This window comes from Pseudomonas sp. HLT2-19-2, assembly GCF_054898005.1.
In genome coordinates this window covers 3,102,796-3,120,713 of record NZ_CM142712.1, presented here as the reverse complement: position 1 = coordinate 3,120,713, position 17,918 = coordinate 3,102,796, and the positions used below count along the sequence as shown (strand labels likewise).

Sequence of the window (17,918 nt, the reverse complement as noted above, 5' to 3'; positions counted from 1 at the left end):
GTCGATATGCGTCTATTGAAACCCGTGGTTCCGGTCGCACTGGCGTTGTTGTTCAGCGCCGTTGCGCAGGCTGAGCCAACGGTCAGCGTCTACAACTGGACCGATTACATTGGCGAGACCACCCTCGTCGACTTCCAGGCGAAAACCGGGATCAAGGTGATCTACGACGTGTTCGACTCCAACGAAACCCTGGAGGGCAAATTGCTCGCCGGCCGCACGGGGTATGACGTGGTGGTGCCGTCCAACCACTTCCTCGCCCGCCAGGTGAAAGCCGGCGCGTTCCTGAAGCTTGATCGTTCGCAGCTGCCCAACTTTGAAAACCTCGACCCGAAACTGTTGGCGTTGTTGGAGAAAAACGATCCGGGTAACGAACACTCGGTTCCGTACCTGTGGGGCACCAACGGCATTGGCTACAACGTCGACAAGGTCAAGCAGGTCCTGGGCATCGATCGCATCGACTCCTGGGCAGTGTTTTTCGAACCCGAGAATCTGAAGAAACTCAGTCAGTGCGGTGTGTCGATGATGGATTCGGCCGATGAAGTGTTCCCCGCCGTTCTCAATTACATGGGCATGGACCCGCGTAGCGAAAATCCTGAAGACTTCAAAAAAGCCGAAGCCAAGCTGTTGACCATCCGCCCTTACATCACCTACTTCCACTCCTCGAAGTACGTTTCAGATTTGGCCAACGGCGACATCTGCGTGGCTTTCGGTTACTCGGGTGACGTGTTCCAGGCCGCGAACCGGGCCAAGGAAGCCAAGAACGGCGTGAACATCGCCTACGCGATTCCCAAGGAAGGCAGTAACTTGTGGTTCGACCTGTTGGCGGTTCCCGCAGACGCCAGCAACCAGAAAGAAGCGTACGCCTTCATCAACTACTTGCTGGACCCGCAAGTGATTGCCAAGGTCAGCGCGTCGGTCGGTTACGCCAACCCTAACCCGGCGTCCAAGCAAGACATGGACCCTGAGCTGGTCAACAACCCTGAGGTTTACCCACCCCAGGCAGTCCTCGACAAGCTCTACATTTCCACCACCCCGCCCCAGGCAATCATGCGTTTGATGACCCGTTCCTGGAGCAAAGTGAAGTCCAACCAATGAATCAGAACAGCAATGAACATGCTCGCTCCTATTACGCGGCGTCGGCCAATGGCATGGCGCCCTACCCCGCGCTGGCCGCGGATCTTGAAGCCGATGTCTGTGTAATCGGCGGTGGCTTTACCGGCGTTAACACGGCGATCGAACTGGCTCAGCGCGGACTCTCGGTGATTCTGCTGGAGGGCCGACGGATCGGCTGGGGCGCCAGCGGACGTAACGGCGGGCAACTGATCCGCGGTATCGGCCATGACGTCAGCGGTTTTGCCCGTCATGTCGGTGAAGAAGGCGTGCGTTACCTTGAGCGTGCGGGTGTCGACTCGGTCGCTCTTGTGGGCAACCGCATTCGTGAACACGGGATTGATTGCGACCTGCGATGGGGGTTCTGTGAACTGGCCAATACTAAAGCGCAGTTCGCGGCGTTCAAGGCTGAGCAGCAAGCCCTTGCCGAATCGGGTTACGCCCACGAAACCCGACTCGTCGGGCCGGAGCAGATCCGTCAGCAGGTGGTGAACTCAGGCGTGTATGCCGGTGGTCTCGTCGATATGGGCTCGGGTCATTTGCATCCGCTCAACCTGGTGCTCGGCGAAGCGCGGCTAGCCGAATCTCTCGGGGTACGGATCTTCGAACAGAGCCCGGTGCTGGAGTTGATCCATGGCAGCACCGTGCAGGTTCGCTGTGCCGGCGGCACGGTGCGCGCCGGCAGTCTGGTGCTGGCATGCAACGCGCACCTGGACGAGCTCGAACCGAAACTGAGCGGCAAGGTCCTCCCGGCGGGCAGCTACATTATCGCCACCGAGCCGTTGACGCCCGAACAGGCAGCGCAATTGATCCCGCAGAATCTGGCGCTCTGCGACCAGAAAGTCGGCCTGGATTACTACCGGCTCTCGGCAGATCGGCGCTTATTGTTCGGCGGGGCCTGCCATTATTCCGGGCTTGATCCGGCGGACATCGAAGCTTACATGCGCCCGCACATGCTCAAGGTCTTCCCGCAACTGGCCAACGTGCGCATCGACTATCAATGGGGCGGCAAGATCGGCATCTCGGCCAATCGCTTCCCACAGGTCGGGCGCTTGAGCCAGCATCCGAACGTGTTTTACGCCCAGGGTTACTCCGGTCATGGCCTGAACGTGACCCACTGGTGCGCGAAGCTGTTGGGCGAAGCGATCCATGCCGGACACAGTCAGGGCTTTGACGTGTTCAGCGCCGTGCCGCACATGACGTTCCCCGGCGGACCCATGCTGCGTTCTCCCCTGCTGGCGCTCGGCATGTTCTGGTATCGCCTGCGTGAACTGCTGGGCTGACCGCCCTCCACCCTCGCGGTGCCCTAGCGCACCGCCCCGACTTATCCCATTGAACAGCCTTTTAATTTGCTCAATCGCGAGGCACTTCTATATTGAGGAAGTGCTCTGACTTCCCTGCGTCCTCGCGAGTGCGGCCTATGGCTACGACTGACCCACTGATCATCTGCGAGCACTGCGACTGCGTGTATGAAAAAGTCACGCTCGCCAAACATCAGAAAACCCTTTGTATGCGCTGCGGCGGTGTGCTGCAGCGCTATAACGGCCTGTCGGTGGAGCAGCGGCTGGCCCTGACATTCACCGCCGCGGTGCTGTGGGTTTTCGCCAATTTCTATCCGGTCATGAGCATCAGCCTCAAGGGCCTGAAAAACAGCGCGACGCTCTGGGATTCGGTGCTGGCCCTGAGTCATGGGCCGATCACGTTTATTGCCATGGTGGCGGCGATTTCCATCATCATCGCGCCCATTTTCCAGTTAGTCCTGCTGATCTGGGTCCTGAGCTTCGCGCTCGTGCAGCGACGTTCGCCCGTTTTCAGGTTCTGCATGCGCTGGCTGGAAATACTCCGGCCCTGGAGCATGCTGGAAGTGTGCTTGCTGGGGGCCATGGTGGCGGTGTTCAAACTCGCAGGTTTGCTCGACGTGCTGCCCGGGATTGGCCTATTTGCCCTGGCCGTCCTCAGCCTGATGATGATCCGCCTTGCCGGACGCGATATTCGCGATCTGTGGGACATCCAATGAACGCGCCACCGACCGCCAGCGAACTCAACCTCTGCCTGTGTCACAGCTGCGGCCTGGCCTGCGACATGGCCCATGAACCTCACGAATGTGAACGCTGCGGCGCGCCCTTGCACCGGCGCAAAAGCAACTCCCTGACCCGGACCTGGGCCTACCTGCTGACATCGCTGGTGTTCTATATCCCGGCCAATTTGCTGCCGGTGATGAACACCACCATGCTCGGCTCCGGTGCCGACAGCACCATCATGAGCGGTGTGCTGGAGTTCTGGCAGCACGGCGCCAGGGACATTGCCCTGATTATTTTCATCGCCAGCATCGCGGTGCCGGGCGTCAAGTTCGTCGCCCTGACGCTGCTGCTGGTCACCGTGCAACGCGACAGCTCATGGGCGCGCAAAGAGCGCTCGAAGCTCTACCGATTTGTCGAGCTCATCGGCTACTGGTCGATGCTCGACGTGATTGTCGTCGCGCTGGTAGCGGCGCTGGTGAAGTTCCAGGCGCTGGGCGATATCGAGCCGCGCGTGGGCATTCTGTTTTTTGGCCTGGTGGTGGTGTTCACCATGCTCTCGGCCATGAGTTTCGACCCACGCCTGATCTGGGATAAAAAAGAGCGGGATAACCCAAACGAGGAGGTCAAGGATGAAGTTGCAAGCCACTGACGGGCCGCAAGCGCCCGGTCAGGCCCCTGTCAAAACTCGTCGTTTCAGCGTTTCGCTGGTCTGGATCGTGCCAATCGTCGCGGTGCTGGTGGGGATTTCCCTGGTCGTACACACCATGCTGCAGGAAGGTCCGACCATTACCGTCACGTTCAAAACCGGTAGCGGCCTGACGGCCAACAAGACCGAGGTCAAATACCGCAACGTGGTGATCGGTCAGGTCTCGGACGTGGAATTGAGCAACGATCAGAAGAGCGTCAACGCCACCATCAAACTGTCCAAACAGGCGGAAAGTTTCACCCGCGAAGACTCGCAATTCTGGGTCGTGCGTCCACGTATTGGCGCCGGCGGGGTGTCGGGTATCGATACCCTGCTGTCCGGGGATTACATTGGCGCAGACATCGGCCAGGCCAATGCTCGCTCAAAGAACTTTACCGGCCTGGAAAACCCGCCGCCGATAACCTACGGCGAGCCGGGCAAGCGCTTCACCTTGCATACCCAGGACCTGGGTTCGCTGGATATTGGCTCTCCGGTTTACTACCGCAAGATTCCGGTGGGTCAGGTGGTGGCCTATGCCCTGGACGCCGACGGTAAAGGGGTGAACATCGAAGTGTTCGTCCACGCGCCCAACGACGCCTACGTCACTGAAAACACCCGGTTCTGGAACGCCAGCGGGATCGACGTAAATGTTGGCGCCAACGGCTTTTCGGTGAAAACCGAGTCGCTGTCGTCCATCCTGGTGGGCGGCATCGCCTTCCGCGCTCCGGAATACAGCACCAACGATCAACCGGCTACCGAGGAAAAAGCCTTCGACCTGTTCGAAGACCAGCTAACCGCCCTCGCCCCGCCCAGCGGTAAGGGACAATTCTTGAGTTTGCGTTTCGATCAGGCCTTGCGCGGGCTCAGGGTCGGTGCGCCTGTGGAGTTCCTTGGCATAGAGTTCGGCAGAGTCGTGTCGGTCAATCTGGACTTCGACGCGAAAAAGCGCAGTTTCCCGGTCAATGTCGGCATCGTGATCTACCCGCAACGACTCGGCCAGGCCCACACTAAAATGCTCGAGGCCTTGAAGCATGACCCCAACGACGAAGCCGCAGGCGTACGTCTAATGGGCAGCTTCATCGACAACGGTCTGCGGGCCCAGGCCCGTAGCGGCAACCTGTTGACCGGACAGTTGTACATCGCGCTCGACTTCTACCCCAAAGCGGAGAAAATCGTGTTCGATCCGACCGCCCGGCCGATCTCCATCCCCACCATTCCTGGCAGCCTCGAGCAGTTGCAGGAAAAACTGGAGGGCATGGTCAACAAGATCAACCAACTGCCAATCGAGCGCATTGCCGGCAACCTCGACAGCAACCTCGTCGAACTGCGTAAAGGCCTGGCGCAATTCAACGCCAAAACCCTGCCTCGCGTGCAGACTACCCTGGCGGACGTCAGCAAGACCCTGCAGTCGGCCAGTTTGACCTTGGCCGAAGACTCGCCGCAACGCGAACAATTAGGCCAGACCCTGGACGAACTCGGACGCATGTCGCGCTCCTTGCGTGAACTCTCGGATTACCTGGGACGCCATCCGGAATCGCTGATTCGTGGGCGCCCCGACAATGCCGCGCCGATGGATCTGCAAGGGCCACCGCGCAAATGACCACAGGAGCATCACCCATGGCTTTTCCGCTGAAGATCACCTTGCTCACCGCGCTGGTGCTGCTCGCCGCTTGCCGCAGTGATCCGATTCAATTCCACACCCTGATTCCGGCTCAACCGGGCCTAGCTGCACGGAACAGCGGTGCGGAAATCCAGATTGAGGGCATCAGCGTGCCGCCCCAGGTGGATCGTCCGCAGATCGTCATTCGCCAGGGCAACAGCGGGATGGCGATCCTTGAAACCGAGTGGTGGGCTGCGAGTCTGGTGGATGAATTGCGCAGTGCTCTGGTCGATCAAATGGTCAACGCCAATCCCCGGCACAACCTGTCGGTGCGAGTAGACGTGCAGCGCTTCGACTCCGTTCCCGGTCAATATGCTTTGATCGACGTCAAGTGGCGCCTGCGTAATCTGAGCGAAGGTGATGCTGCGCTGGTCACCTGCCGCAGCACCTTGCAGACGCCTTCAGGCGCTTCCATAGATGAGCTGGTGGCGGCGCAACAAAACAACGTCAAACGCCTCGCCGCGCTTATCAGCCAGGCCGCTGGCGGAGCACAAAAAAGGTGTCCGCCGGCCCAGTGATTTGACGCTTTTTTCTCATACTGCCCTTTACATTTGCCGTGCCTTAAACATGCAAATGATTCGTATTGATCTACACTGATCGACGACCTTCCCCGTTGGTTCTGTCGAATCTGCGTACTCGATTCTAAAAAAACCAGGAGCTGTCACTGCATGATTTCTCACATCCCTTCTTTCCTGAAAACAGCACTGCTGGCAACCGCTCTGCTGAGCGCCGGTCACGTATACGCAGCAGAGACTGATGGCATCGTGGTCTATAACGCCCAACACGAAAGCCTGACCAAATCCTGGATCGAGGGTTTTACCAAGGAAACCGGCATAAAGGTCACCGTACGCAATGGTGACGACACCGAGATGGGCAATCAAATCGTGCAGGAAGGCGCCGACTCCCCGGCCGACGTGTTCCTGACCGAAAACTCCCCGGCCATGGTGCTGGTCGACAACGCGGGGCTGTTTGCGCCGGTTGCGTCGACCACTCTGGAACAGGTCGGCGATGCTTACCGCCCGGCCCACGGCAAATGGGTGGGGATCGCCGCGCGCTCTACGGTGTTTGTCTATAACCCGAGCAAACTGCCCGAAGCCGAACTGCCCAAGTCGCTGATGGACCTCGCCGGCCCGAACTGGAAAGGTCGTTGGGGCGCGTCGCCGGCCGGTGCCGACTTCCAGGCCATCGTCGCTGCCGTGCTGGAACTCAAGGGTGAAGCCGCCACTCTGGAATGGCTCAAAGGGTTGAAGGCCAATGCCACGATCTATCGCGGCAACAGTGCGGTACTGAAAGCGGTTAACGCCGGGCAGATCGACAGCGGCGTGATTTACCACTATTACAGCTTCGGCGACCAGGCCAAGACCGGCGAAAACAGCAAGAATACCGCCCTGCACTACTTCAAGCACAAGGATCCGGGCGCGTTTGTCAGTGTCTCCGGCGGCGGCGTTCTGGCGTCCAGCCAACACAAGGAACACGCCCAGGCGTTCCTCAAATGGATTACCGACAAAGAGGGCCAGGCCATCCTCAAAACCGGCAAATCGTTCGAATACGCCGTAGGCAAGAACGCTGAATCCAACCCAAAACTGGTGCCTTTGCAGCAACTCGACGCGCCGACAGTCGACGCCTCAAAACTCGACAGTAAAAAAGCCGTGGAGCTGATGACTCAGGCCGGACTGCTCTAATTGATGCCTGAAACCTTGCCGGCGGGTGTCGCTGAAGCGATACCCGCGAACCTGCGACGACGATCCCGCGGTATCTTCGCGGGGCGCGGTGGCGCGTGGGTGATCGGTTTGTCGGTGCTGGTGTCGCTGCTGTCGTTGCTGCCGATTGCCTTCGTCATCGGCGTGTCGTTTCAGACAGGCTGGGCGACCCTTGTGCCGCTGGTATTGCGGCCGCGAGTCGCTGAACTGTTGATCAACACGGTTTTACTGGTGGTGATCACGATTCCGTTGTGCGTCACGTTAGGCCTGTCTCTGGCCTGGCTGACAGAACGGACCAACCTGCCGGGTCGACGCTGGTGGTCGTTGTTGGCGACCGCGCCGCTGGCGGTGCCGGCCTTCGTTCACAGCTATGCGTGGGTCAGTCTAGTCCCACCGATTCACGGGCTGTTTGCCGGAGTTCTGGTGTCGGTCATCGCCTACTTCCCGTTCCTGTACCTGCCGATTGCTGCAACGCTGCGTCGGCTCGATCCGGCCATCGAAGACGTTGCCGAATCACTCGGTCTCAAACCCTGGGCGATATTTTTCCGCGTGGTGCTGCCGCAACTGCGCCTGGCCATCTGCGGCGGTGCCTTGCTGGTGGGCCTGCACCTGCTGGCTGAATATGGCCTGTACGCGATGATCCGCTTCGACACCTTCACCACGGCAATCTTCGATCAGTTCAAGTCCACCTTCAATGGACCCGCCGCCAACATGCTGGCCAGCGTGCTGGCCCTGTGTTGCCTGGTGATGCTGACCGCAGAATCCGCTGCTCGCGGCACGGCGCGTTACGCCAGGGTCGGGTCGGGAAGCGCTCGCGAACAGCGGGTTGTGCGCCTGAAATCCGCAGCCACGCTCCTCGCGCTGACACTGCAGATCGCCACCTGCGCGCTGGCGCTGGGCGTGCCACTGGTAACCTTGGGGCACTGGCTGGTCGCCGGCGGCACGCAGGTTTGGCAGATGACCGAACTTCTGCCGGCACTGGAACAGACACTGCTGTTCGGCGTTGCGGGTGCAGCCCTGACCACCTGCGCCGCGATCCCGATTGCCTGGTTGTCGATTCGTTCTCCGGGCCGGTTGCAACGTGTGCTGGAAAGCTGCAACTACATCACCAGCTCGTTGCCTGGGATCGTTGTTGCCCTGGCATTGGTGACCATCACCATCCATTTTGCCCGGCCGATTTACCAGACGACGATCACAGTGTTGCTGGCGTATCTGCTGATGTTTTTGCCCCGTGCCCTGGTGAGTTTGCGCGCGGGTATTGCCCAGGCGCCGGTAGAGCTGGAAAACATGGCCCGCAGCCTCGGCCGCTCACCCACCCGGGCTTTGTGGCTGATCACCCTGCGCCTGGCCGCGCCCGGCGCTGCTGCTGGCGCCGCGCTGGTGTTTTTGGCGATCACCAATGAGTTGACCGCCACCCTGTTGCTCGCCCCAAACGGCACGCGCACCCTGGCCACCGGATTCTGGGCCATGACCAGCGAAATCGATTACGCCGCCGCTGCGCCCTACGCCCTGTTGATGATCCTGCTGTCGCTTCCGTTGACCGGGCTTCTCTATCACCAATCCAAACGAACGGCTGGCCGATGAACGCTCTCGAACTCCATTCCATTTCCAAGTCCTATGGCGCCTTTCAAGCGCTGGAGAACATCAACCTGTTGGTGCCAACGGGCAGCCGAACGGTCATCGTCGGCCCGTCCGGCTCAGGAAAAACCACGTTGTTGCGGATGATCGCCGGCTTCGAATTCCCTGACACCGGCCGTCTGTCACTCAATGGCCAAACGCTCGTCGACGACACCCACGAAGTCCCGGCGCATCAGCGTTTGATTGGCTATGTTCCGCAGGACGGCGCCCTGTTCCCGCACATGACCGTGGCCGCTAATATCGGTTTCGGGCTTTCGAGCAAGGGCGGCGCAAGACAGGAGCGAATCGCGGAGTTGATGGACAGCGTGGCGCTGGATGCGAACATGGCCAACCGTTGGCCCCATGAACTCTCCGGTGGCCAGCAACAGCGCGTGGCGCTGGCGCGGGCGTTGGCGCAACAGCCGCGCTTGATGTTGCTGGACGAGCCGTTTTCGGCCCTCGACACCGGACTTCGGGGCGCCATGCGCAAAATGGTCGCACGGCTGCTGACAGACGCCGGCGTGACCACCATTCTGGTCACCCATGACCAGAGTGAGGCCTTGTCGTTTGCCGATCAGCTGGCGGTGATGCGCGACGGTCGGCTGGTGCAGTCAGGCCATCCGCTGGATCTTTACCGCTACCCCGAAGATGAACAAACCGCGCTGTTTCTAGGGGATGCCGTGGTCATGCCCGCCAGAATCGAAGCCGGTTGGGCCCATTGCGATCTCGGTCGTATACCGGTGAACAATCATCGGAACAACAAATCGGCGCAGATCATGCTGCGCCCCGAGCAACTGCAACTCGTCAGCCTCCAGCCCAGCTCAACCAAGGCTGCGGGGTGCCGCGCCGTGGTGACCGAGCGGGATTTCAGCGGCAATACCTGCACGTTGACGGTGCAATTGCAGTCTTTGGTTTCAGGGAAACAGCCTGGCCGATCGTTAATGGTGCGCAGTTCGGGCCTGTATGCGCCACCCGCCGGCAGTGCGGTTCACGTCGCGATGATCGGCCATGCCCACGTACTGAGCGAACCTTGAGCCCCGTCCGTCAAAGATCGAACCGGTCCACTGCCCGACGCCGCTCGTTGTCATCGCGCACATCGTAGTTGGCCGTTGTCTGGATGTTGCTGTGATGGGCGAGTTTCTGGGCGATAGACAAGTCATGCTCCTCAATCACTCGTGTAATGAACGAACGCCGAAAATCATGCGGCATGATTTTCACCCCGACCTGCGCGCCCCGTTGCCGGGCGATGTAATAGATCGCGTGCTTGGTGATGCGCTCGCGGGTGATGTGGCTGCCGCGACGAATGCGGTTGAACAGGAACGGATCGTCCGTTTCACCCTCCTTCAGCAGTGAGCGCCGCAGTTCCAGCCAGTCATTGAGTTTGGCGAACGCCCAGGCCGGTGCGTACTTGATCAATTGCTTGTTGCCCTTGGCGGTCACACAAAGGCTGCGCTCGGTGAAATCGACCTGGTTCAGGTCCAGGTTCACCGATTCCGATTTGCGCATCCCCGAACCGTACAAAATCCCGATAATCGCCGCGTCCCGCAGACCTTGCGGCCGTGGATCGGCGGCACAGACCGCCATCAATTCCTGGATCAGCGTGCGTTTGAGGTTGCGCCCCTGGGACAGTCGCGTGCCGGCAATCCCCTTGACCGAACGCATTTTCAGCAAGTGTTCCTGACTGATCAGGCTCATGCGCCACGCTTCGTTCATCACCCCGCGCACCGCGTTGACGTACAACGAAGAGGTGTTCGGCGCGTAACCGTCCGAGCGTAAGGTGGCCACCAGCGCAATGACATCTTCAGGTTGCAAGTTGTGCCAGGGAATCTCCTCGACGTTCATGTCTTCGAAGCCCAACCGGTCAGCGGCATCCTGCAAAACGTAACGCATGGTCAGTTGGCTGGAGGGCGCCAGGCGCGCCAGATACAGGGTCAGCGGGTTGGTCTTTGAGGGGATTAAGTCAGTAGCGGGTAAGTCAATCAAACGAAACGGCCTTGAGTAGAAACAGTTCATTAAACAGCTAAGGATTGAAACATCCTTCCGATAAAGCGGAACACTTCTGTAAGACTTTCTACTAAAAAAATTCGATGAACGGCAGAAGTCCGAACAGTGGCTGTATGACTTTCAGAATAAACAAAGGTGTTGGGCCTGGCGTATGAAGCGCCCGGACGTGGCGTTATACAACACGATAGGCGAATTGAAATATGGCCTTGCCTATTCTGATGGCGCACGGCTGCCCAGGGATGGCAAGCGCCTCGGTGTCGTCACCATCAACTCTCGCCCTGCTCGCGCGCCCGAACTCTGGAGTGCCCCATGAAAATCAGTGTATTTGGTAGCGGTTACGTTGGCCTGGTGCAAGCGGCTGTCCTGGCTGAAGTCGGTCACGACGTGGTCTGCATGGACATTGACGAGAAGAAAGTCGAGCTGCTGCAACAAGGTCACGTGAGCATTTTCGAACCGGGGCTGGCCAGCCTGGTACGCGAAAGCCTGGAAGCCAAACGTCTGCAGTTCACCACCGACGAAAAGCTCGCGGTGAAGCATGGCCAGGTGGTGTTTATCGCGGTCGGTACGCCGTCCCGGGAGGACGGTTCGGCGGATCTGCGGTATGTGCTGTCGGTGGGTGAAGCCGTGGCGCGTCATCGTGAACAACCGGTGATTTTGGTGGAGAAATCCACGGTGCCGGTGGGCACGGGTGACACCTTGCGCGCGCACATCGACAAGTGCCTGATCAAGGTCGGCCGGTTGCTGCAGTTCGAAATCGTCTCCAACCCGGAATTTTTGAAAGAAGGCTCGGCCGTGGCCGATTGCCGGCGCCCAGACAGGATCATCATCGGCTGCGAACGCGAAGATGTACGTGACGTCATGCGCGACCTTTACGCACCATTCAACCGCAACCATGACCGGATCATGTTCATGGACCTGCGCAGCGCCGAGCTGACCAAGTACGCCGCTAATTGCATGCTGGCGACCAAGATCAGCTTCATCAACCAGATCGCCGAATTGGCCGAACACCTGGGCGCCGACATCGAATCGGTGCGCCTGGGCATCGGCGCCGATTCGCGCATTGGTTACCACTTCATCTACCCCGGTTGCGGTTATGGCGGTTCGTGCTTTCCCAAGGACATGCGCGCTCTGATCCACAGCGCCGAAGAGGCTCATTGTTCCAGCGATCTGCTGCAAGCGGTGGAAGCGATCAACCAGCGTCAGAAGCACAAGCTGTTCGAGCGCATCAACGCGTTCTACAAGGGCGACTTGCGCGGCAGAACCTTTGCCGTGTGGGGCCTGGCGTTCAAACCGAACACCGACGACATGCGCGATGCGCCGAGCCGGGTGCTGCTGGAATCGTTGTGGGCCGCCGGGGCCAACGTCCGCGCGTTCGACCCGGAAGCCATGCAGGAAACTCAGCAGCTGTATCCCGATGAATCCAGGCTGATGCTCATGGGCACGCCGGAATCGGTCTTGTCCGGCGCCGATGCATTGATCATCTGCACTGAATGGCAGCAGTTCAAGGCACCGGATTTCAGCCTGATCCAGCAGCGGCTCAACGCACCGGTGATCTTCGACGGACGCAACCTGTACGACGCCGATCGCCTGGCTCGCGCCGGTTTCATGTACTTCCCGATGGGCCGAGGTGAATCGCGCAATCTGCCGATTCCGCACCAGCAATGGCCGGTCGCTTCGGTCGTCGCTTGATTGCGACGTTAGCCGAAATCCGTAGACAGTCCTTGGGGCTAGGGCTGTCGGCGCATGCAGTTCATGGGCCGCCTGGACGGTAGCGAATGCGTCAGCGGTTCGCTGTATTACTTCACCCGTTCGGTGGGCAACTGACAACCTTCACTCCGGCGTTTATCATTCTCGGCGTGCTGCAAGTAATCGCCCTTGTCGTGCTTTGCCGATCCCGCTGGCGGGCGCAAACATTGGCCTTTGGCGCTGTTCTGGCGCTTTGGTCGTTTTACATTCCGGTGTTCAAACCGGTTGAGCGTCGGCACTACGACACTCAGTCTTTCAACCGCGCAGCATTTGCACGGGTGCAGAAAGAGCCAGCGCGTGCTGCATGGCATGGGCAAGGACGGGAAGGCGATCAAGTTCATGGTCAATGTCGATCAGGACTTACAGCCAGTTTTTACCGAATCAATCCACGAACTGGAAAGCCTTCAGGGGCCGCAGTGGCTGATGATGGATAAAAGCGACTACCGCGCCCTGCGTGGCACGCCGTTGGGTGCGTTGTCGTCCGTGTTGAGCGGGCGCTTCGACAAAAACGATTACGTGTTGCGCATTCAACGCTGTAGCGCGTTACGCCCGCAGATTCGCTCTCGTCCTACCGGATACCCGGAAACGCCCTACATATACCCGAAGACGTTTTCAATAAGGTGCCCCATCGACAAAAGGAGCGGCACCTACATGGCTAATCACGGTTATATGACCATCACAGGAAAGACTCAAGGACTGATATCGGCGGGTTGTTCAACTCAAGATTCAATCGGCAATAAATGTCAAACAGCGCATACCGATGAAATCATGGTGTTGTCTTACAGTCACAACATGTCCAACATCGGAAACATTAATAAGCCTACACACCGTCCGCTCGTCATCACAAAAAATGTCGACAAGTCATCTCCTTTACTCGCGCAAGCGCTATCAGGCAGAGAGGAAATTAGCTGTGCGATAAGTTTCTACCGGATTTCTTCGTATGGTCTTCAGGAGAAATTTTTCAGTATTGAAATTGAAGGCGGCATTATTGCCGACCTGACACTTGATATGCCCCATGTGGTTTTACAGAACGATGTCGAGCCTCAAGAGCACGCTGCTATTCGCTATCGCGAAATCACGTGGAGGCACCATCTGGCAGGAACCAGCGGGTACGCCTCATGGGGAAATAACGAATGGGACAATTAAACAATCGCTGCGAGTCAAGTAGTTGTGATTATTGGGCCGTTAGTAAGGCGGCGGGCAATTTGACCAATCAGGCCTGTACGCTGGCTTCTCGACACATAAAAGATGGCACGTTGCGCTTACAGTTCAATCGCGAAGTTTCTTATTACGCGAGAGGTGTTGTAAATGATGTAGCACAGGGGCGGAAAAGTGCTGAGCAGGGTCTCAAGGAGATCAAGAACGAACAGAGTAGTTTGCTGAGCCAGTCGTGGGAAGTTGCCAAAAAAGGCGCGGGCGCGATTGCTGGAGGGATGCAAATATTGACAGGTGCTGGGATTTGCTATGGCTCAGCGGGTACTTTGTGCCTTTTTCTTGGTGGACCGATGATGCTCCATGGTGCGAATAATGTTTATGAAAATGGCCGTAACCTTTTGGAGGACCGCACTGATACGGAGGGGCCGACCCGCAAGGTTTATCAAGCGATAGCTAAGGGTGTTGGACAGACTGAAAGAGAAGGCAATATTGCGTATGGGTCGTTGGATATTGGGATGTCAGTGTATGGACTTACTCGAACTGTACTAAAACCGGATGCTTGGCGATTGTTTAGATATATCAAAACGGACTACGTACGCGCATACAAAACCATGGCGCCTCAAGCACTGATACTGGAAGGGCAGACCACCCTCCAGACAGGAAAGCAAGTATATGAAGAGCTGGAAAAATGATTATTTGGCTTTTTCCATTAATAGCAGTCTGCTCCGTTAGCGCAGCCTATTCTCTAAAAAAACGCTTGTCTGGCGAAGACTTAAATCATACAAAACTGTATGCAGGTCTTGCATTCAACGGCCTATTCGTAGTGCCTTATATAGATATCGTTCAAGCTAACGACTTCCCATTTCTAGGTTATCGGCCAGACATAATTTCGGAATATCCGCTTATTGGCTGGATTGCATTTATATGTATTTTTCTTCACTCATTTGCATGTCCCGTGAAGTGGAAGATTAAATGTTGACTCTCGAAAAATTAATTGCTGCAGCGACAATGTATTTATTTATTCTTGCCTGCTCCGGCTTTCATACAGCATGGATCTCACTATTAATAGTATATTTTTTCGAAATGGACGTTTTTGCGGCAAGAGTAGTGGTAATTATGTGCTTTGTTATTGTGTCAGGCTTCGGCTTGAAAATTATGCCAAAAAAGCTTCGAAAGCTTGACGGAAAATAAAGTCTTTACTCCCAGTAGCCCCTCAACCGCCCCCCTCAAATCGACCTTTAACGCTTGTGCAAACGCTTTCACCAACGGACTGCGCACGGTGTTATGGCGGAGGATCAAATGGAACGGCGTGTCGAAGTGAATCGATGCGGGGCGAAGGGCGCGCAGTTGTCCTTCCACGACCATGGCGGCGGCGTAATGCTGCGGAAGGAAACCGAGAAAGCGTCCGGTCTTAATCAGCAGCGCCACAGCTTCGACTGGGGTTGCCGAGGCGGACAAGCCGCCGTACGCGGCAAAGTTGAGCTTGTCGCGGTGGATCGCGTAGCGGTGGTTGACCCACTCGTACTGCTTTAGCACGTCCCCGCCGAGTTGCTAGTCGGGCACATCGAACAAAGGGTGGTCTACGGCGCAGTAAGCTTCGGAGCCCTCTTCGTAAAGAGCGTAATATTCAAACTCTTCGCGTTTTTGATAAACCGGGACAATCCCCGCCACTAACCGCCCTGCTCGCCTGCAACGCCATCAGCGTGATCCTGCTGCAATACCAGATCGGCCGTTTCCTCAAGCGTGAACAACTGCGTTACTGGATCGCGGGCGGCACCAGCCTGTTCATCGTCGGTCTGATCGGTTTCCGCCTGGCCAACAGCCTGATGTCGTGGTGCGTGGCAATGTTCATCTTCACCCTCGGTGAAATGATCATTTACCCCGCCGAATTCCTCTTCGTCGACACCCTGGCCCCGGAAGAACTGCGCGGTAGCTATTACGGCGCGCAAAACCTCGCTGCCCTCGGCGGTGCCCTGAGCCCGGTGATTTGCGGTTTCCTGCTGATGCCCCCCGCGCCAACGATGTTTTATGCCTTGAGCGCGCTGAGCGCCATGGGTGGTTCCCTGTGTTTCATGAGCGGTCGTCGAATGGCATTACAGCAAAATTAATGCACTGAAACTTCATTAATATGAATTTGTCAGCAGCAGGATTGGACGGCACACTGTGCCCCGTTCCTCCCCCAATAGTTGGAACTACTTCAAGGGCTTTCTGGGTATCCCAGCTAAGCCTTTTTTTTGCATAGATTTTTGCCAACGGATTGTCTGCCTCATGTTCTCTCGCTGGTTACCCGCCGCCATCAATACTCGGCCCTCTGAATGGAGTCGTGCTGCCATTGGCATGTCCTTGGGCACGATGTTAAGCGTCTGGCTCTGTAGCCAGGTGTTTGGCATGCAAGTGGCGCAGCATCTGATCGGTCCGCTGGGCGCATCGGCGGTGTTGCTGTTCGCCGTATCCTCCGGCGCCCTCGCCCAGCCCTGGTCGATTCTTGGCGGCTACCTCAGCGCCGGGGTGGTTTCACTGCTGGTCGCTCACGTGCTCGGACGAACCCTCGGCAGCGCTTGCCTGGCGGCTGGCATGGCGCTGATTCTGATGTGCTGGCTGCGTTGCCTGCACCCACCGGCCGGGGCCTTGGCGCTGCTGTTGGTGTTGGCAGACCCGGCGACGATTGCCCTGGACTGGAAAGCTCTCGGCCCGGTGATGCTTGGCGCATCGACCATGCTGCTCAGCGCCCTGGCCTACAACAACCTGACGCGTATACGTTACCCAAGACGCGCCAGTGAACCGGTGGCCATGGTGCCGGCCGACCATCCGCCGATAGACAGCCAGGCCATCACCGCCCAGGACCTGAAACGAGCGCTGGCGGACATGGAAGCGTTCATTGACGTGACCCCGGAAGACCTCGAACAGCTGATTCATGCCACCGAATTGCAGGCCAAACGGCGCAGCATTGGCGAAGTGTTGTCCCGGAGCGTTCAGTAGTCATTGCCTAAGGCAAAAATGCAGACCAAACCTGCATGGATCCCGGTTGTACATCACAAATTTGCACTGTTACGATCCAGCATCGCTCGCGCGCGGGCTTCTCTATAAAGAACAATAAAAGCAGGGAGTTAGTGATGACTGCTCAGGTTTCTTCTCCAGGGACTCAGTCCATGGATGCCACGCAAAACGAAGTACTGGCCGAGGTTCGCAACCACATCGGTCACCTGACCCTTAATCGCCCCGCCGGCCTCAACGCCATTACCCTGGACATGGTGCGCAATCTGCAGCGTCAGCTCGACGCGTGGGCACTGGATCCGCACGTGCACGCGGTAGTGTTGCGCGGTGCTGGCGAGAAAGCTTTCTGTGCCGGCGGCGATATTCGCTCGCTGTATGACAGTTTCAAAAACGGCGACACGCTGCACGAAGATTTCTTCGTCGAGGAATACGCCCTCGACCTCGCTATTCACCACTACCGCAAACCTGTGCTCGCCTTGATGGACGGTTTTGTCCTCGGCGGCGGCATGGGCCTGGTGCAAGGCGCCGACCTGCGTGTAGTCACCGAGAAAACCCGTTTGGCGATGCCGGAAGTGGCGATCGGTTATTTCCCGGATGTCGGTGGCAGCCACTTCCTGCCACGCGTTCCTGGCGAACTGGGTATTTATCTCGGCGTCAGTGGCGTGCAGATCCGCGCGGCCGATGCGCTCTATTGCGGCCTGGCCGATTGGTACCTGGAAAGCGACAAATTGGGCTCCCTGGACGAGCGACTCGATCAGCTCGAATGGCATGAGACACCGCTGAAGGACCTGCAAGGTCTGCTGGCAAAACTTGCCGTGCAGCAATTACCCGATGCGCCACTGAGCAAGCTACGCCCGGCCATCGATCACTTCTTCGCCCTACCCGATGTGCCGAGTATTGTTGAGCAACTGCGTGAAGTAACGGTCGCCGACAGTCACGTGTGGGCCACGACCACCGCCGACCTGCTGGAAAGCCGTTCACCGTTGGCCATGGGCGTGACCCTGGAAATGCTCCGTCGTGGTCGGCACTTGAGTCTCGAAGACTGCTTCGCCCTGGAGCTGCACCTGGACCGTCAGTGGTTCGAGCGCGGCGACCTGATCGAAGGCGTACGCGCCTTGCTGATCGATAAAGACAAGAGCCCGCGCTGGAACCCGCCGACCTTGAAGGCGCTGGACGCCGAGCACGTCGCGAGTTTTTTCACGGGTTTTGAGCAGAGCGGGAGCTGA

The 17,918-nt window shown here is 58.1% G+C and carries 15 protein-coding genes and 3 pseudogenes; 16 read left to right on the top strand and 2 right to left on the bottom strand.

Going from position 1 to position 17,918, the window contains the following annotated elements:
* The first annotated feature begins 6 nt into the window (after positions 1–6).
* The 9 genes from ACYZTU_RS14560 to ACYZTU_RS14520 all read left to right on the top strand — a co-directional run bounded on the left by ACYZTU_RS14560 (position 7) and on the right by ACYZTU_RS14520 (position 9,827).
* Positions 7–1,095: a polyamine ABC transporter substrate-binding protein gene (locus ACYZTU_RS14560; RefSeq protein WP_461963729.1), complete on the top strand. Its 1,089-nt coding sequence runs from the start codon at positions 7–9 to the stop codon at positions 1,093–1,095.
* A complete protein-coding gene (locus ACYZTU_RS14555) occupies positions 1,092–2,393 on the top strand; it encodes an NAD(P)/FAD-dependent oxidoreductase (RefSeq protein ID WP_461963727.1) in 1,302 nt (433 codons plus the stop codon). The genes ACYZTU_RS14560 and ACYZTU_RS14555 overlap by 4 nt, the downstream gene beginning before the upstream one ends.
* A 137-nt stretch (positions 2,394–2,530) precedes the next feature.
* Complete coding sequence (locus tag ACYZTU_RS14550) at positions 2,531–3,127, top strand: paraquat-inducible protein A (RefSeq protein ID WP_461963725.1); 597 nt, start codon at positions 2,531–2,533, stop codon at positions 3,125–3,127.
* Positions 3,124–3,780: a paraquat-inducible protein A gene (locus tag ACYZTU_RS14545; protein ID WP_461963722.1), complete on the top strand. Its 657-nt coding sequence runs from the start codon at positions 3,124–3,126 to the stop codon at positions 3,778–3,780. The genes ACYZTU_RS14550 and ACYZTU_RS14545 overlap by 4 nt, the downstream gene beginning before the upstream one ends.
* Positions 3,761–5,416 (top strand): PqiB family protein, encoded by a 1,656-nt coding sequence (locus ACYZTU_RS14540; protein ID WP_461963720.1) that lies wholly within the window; start codon positions 3,761–3,763, stop codon positions 5,414–5,416. The genes ACYZTU_RS14545 and ACYZTU_RS14540 overlap by 20 nt, the downstream gene beginning before the upstream one ends.
* A gap of 17 nt (positions 5,417–5,433) precedes the next feature.
* Entirely contained in the window at positions 5,434–5,994 is a 561-nt protein-coding gene (locus ACYZTU_RS14535) for a PqiC family protein (protein ID WP_461963718.1), read from the top strand.
* A gap of 150 nt (positions 5,995–6,144) precedes the next feature.
* On the top strand, positions 6,145–7,158 hold the full coding sequence (locus ACYZTU_RS14530) for an iron ABC transporter substrate-binding protein (protein WP_461963716.1): 1,014 nt from the start codon (positions 6,145–6,147) through the stop codon (positions 7,156–7,158).
* 3 nt (positions 7,159–7,161) lie between these two features.
* The gene (locus tag ACYZTU_RS14525) at positions 7,162–8,760 is read left to right on the top strand and encodes an ABC transporter permease (protein WP_461963714.1); all 1,599 of its coding nucleotides are present in this window, start codon (positions 7,162–7,164) and stop codon (positions 8,758–8,760) included.
* Complete coding sequence (locus ACYZTU_RS14520) at positions 8,757–9,827, top strand: ABC transporter ATP-binding protein (RefSeq protein WP_461963712.1); 1,071 nt, start codon at positions 8,757–8,759, stop codon at positions 9,825–9,827. The genes ACYZTU_RS14525 and ACYZTU_RS14520 overlap by 4 nt, the downstream gene beginning before the upstream one ends.
* A 10-nt stretch (positions 9,828–9,837) precedes the next feature.
* On the opposite strand, the gene ACYZTU_RS14515 is transcribed toward ACYZTU_RS14520, so the two are convergent.
* Positions 9,838–10,776, bottom strand: coding sequence for a site-specific integrase (locus tag ACYZTU_RS14515; RefSeq protein ID WP_461963710.1), 939 nt, complete (start codon positions 10,774–10,776; stop codon positions 9,838–9,840).
* Positions 10,777–11,106: 330 nt separating this feature from the next.
* On the opposite strand from ACYZTU_RS14515, the gene ACYZTU_RS14510 reads away from it, so the two are divergent.
* From ACYZTU_RS14510 to ACYZTU_RS14495, 4 genes and pseudogenes are all read left to right on the top strand, one after another.
* Positions 11,107–12,486, top strand: coding sequence for a UDP-glucose dehydrogenase family protein (locus tag ACYZTU_RS14510; RefSeq protein ID WP_461963707.1), 1,380 nt, complete (start codon positions 11,107–11,109; stop codon positions 12,484–12,486).
* Between the two features lie 128 nt (positions 12,487–12,614).
* Positions 12,615–13,065: pseudogene (locus tag ACYZTU_RS14505) on the top strand (glycosyltransferase); the annotation flags it as partial.
* A 129-nt stretch (positions 13,066–13,194) separates the two neighbouring features.
* On the top strand, positions 13,195–13,689 hold the full coding sequence (locus ACYZTU_RS14500; protein ID WP_461971038.1) for an Hcp family type VI secretion system effector: 495 nt from the start codon (positions 13,195–13,197) through the stop codon (positions 13,687–13,689).
* Positions 13,677–14,390 (top strand): DUF4225 domain-containing protein, encoded by a 714-nt coding sequence (locus ACYZTU_RS14495; protein ID WP_461963705.1) that lies wholly within the window; start codon positions 13,677–13,679, stop codon positions 14,388–14,390. The genes ACYZTU_RS14500 and ACYZTU_RS14495 overlap by 13 nt, the downstream gene beginning before the upstream one ends.
* A 523-nt stretch (positions 14,391–14,913) precedes the next feature.
* Here the strand turns inward: ACYZTU_RS14495 and ACYZTU_RS14490 are convergent.
* Positions 14,914–15,378, bottom strand: a pseudogene (locus ACYZTU_RS14490) (LysR substrate-binding domain-containing protein); the annotation flags it as partial.
* Here ACYZTU_RS14490 and ACYZTU_RS14485 point away from each other — a divergent pair.
* The 3 genes and pseudogenes from ACYZTU_RS14485 to ACYZTU_RS14475 form a co-directional block, all read left to right on the top strand.
* Positions 15,369–15,806 (top strand): annotated as a pseudogene (locus ACYZTU_RS14485) (MFS transporter); the annotation flags it as partial. The pseudogenes ACYZTU_RS14490 and ACYZTU_RS14485 overlap by 10 nt on opposite strands.
* Before the next feature lie 160 nt (positions 15,807–15,966).
* The gene (locus ACYZTU_RS14480; RefSeq protein WP_461963703.1) at positions 15,967–16,677 is read left to right on the top strand and encodes an HPP family protein; all 711 of its coding nucleotides are present in this window, start codon (positions 15,967–15,969) and stop codon (positions 16,675–16,677) included.
* Positions 16,678–16,811: 134 nt separating this feature from the next.
* Positions 16,812–17,918 carry an enoyl-CoA hydratase/isomerase family protein gene (locus tag ACYZTU_RS14475; RefSeq protein WP_461963702.1) on the top strand — a complete coding sequence of 369 codons (1,107 nt, stop codon included), beginning with the start codon at positions 16,812–16,814 and terminating at the stop codon, positions 17,916–17,918.

Bases quoted from the DNA above. Each gene is read 5' to 3' on its own strand.
- ACYZTU_RS14510 (WP_461963707.1), top strand. From the start codon at position 11,107: ATGAAAATCAGTGTATTTGGTAGCGGTTACGTTGGCCTGGTGCAAGCG.
- ACYZTU_RS14555 (WP_461963727.1), top strand. From the start codon at position 1,092: ATGAATCAGAACAGCAATGAACATGCTCGCTCCTATTACGCGGCGTCG.
- ACYZTU_RS14535 (WP_461963718.1), top strand. From the start codon at position 5,434: ATGGCTTTTCCGCTGAAGATCACCTTGCTCACCGCGCTGGTGCTGCTC.
- ACYZTU_RS14530 (WP_461963716.1), top strand. From the start codon at position 6,145: ATGATTTCTCACATCCCTTCTTTCCTGAAAACAGCACTGCTGGCAACC.
- ACYZTU_RS14550 (WP_461963725.1), top strand. From the start codon at position 2,531: ATGGCTACGACTGACCCACTGATCATCTGCGAGCACTGCGACTGCGTG.
- ACYZTU_RS14540 (WP_461963720.1), top strand. From the start codon at position 3,761: ATGAAGTTGCAAGCCACTGACGGGCCGCAAGCGCCCGGTCAGGCCCCT.
- ACYZTU_RS14545 (WP_461963722.1), top strand. From the start codon at position 3,124: ATGAACGCGCCACCGACCGCCAGCGAACTCAACCTCTGCCTGTGTCAC.
- ACYZTU_RS14480 (WP_461963703.1), top strand. From the start codon at position 15,967: ATGTTCTCTCGCTGGTTACCCGCCGCCATCAATACTCGGCCCTCTGAA.
- ACYZTU_RS14500 (WP_461971038.1), top strand. From the start codon at position 13,195: ATGGCTAATCACGGTTATATGACCATCACAGGAAAGACTCAAGGACTG.
- ACYZTU_RS14495 (WP_461963705.1), top strand. From the start codon at position 13,677: ATGGGACAATTAAACAATCGCTGCGAGTCAAGTAGTTGTGATTATTGG.
- ACYZTU_RS14520 (WP_461963712.1), top strand. From the start codon at position 8,757: ATGAACGCTCTCGAACTCCATTCCATTTCCAAGTCCTATGGCGCCTTT.
- ACYZTU_RS14560 (WP_461963729.1), top strand. From the start codon at position 7: ATGCGTCTATTGAAACCCGTGGTTCCGGTCGCACTGGCGTTGTTGTTC.
- ACYZTU_RS14525 (WP_461963714.1), top strand. From the start codon at position 7,162: ATGCCTGAAACCTTGCCGGCGGGTGTCGCTGAAGCGATACCCGCGAAC.
- ACYZTU_RS14475 (WP_461963702.1), top strand. From the start codon at position 16,812: ATGACTGCTCAGGTTTCTTCTCCAGGGACTCAGTCCATGGATGCCACG.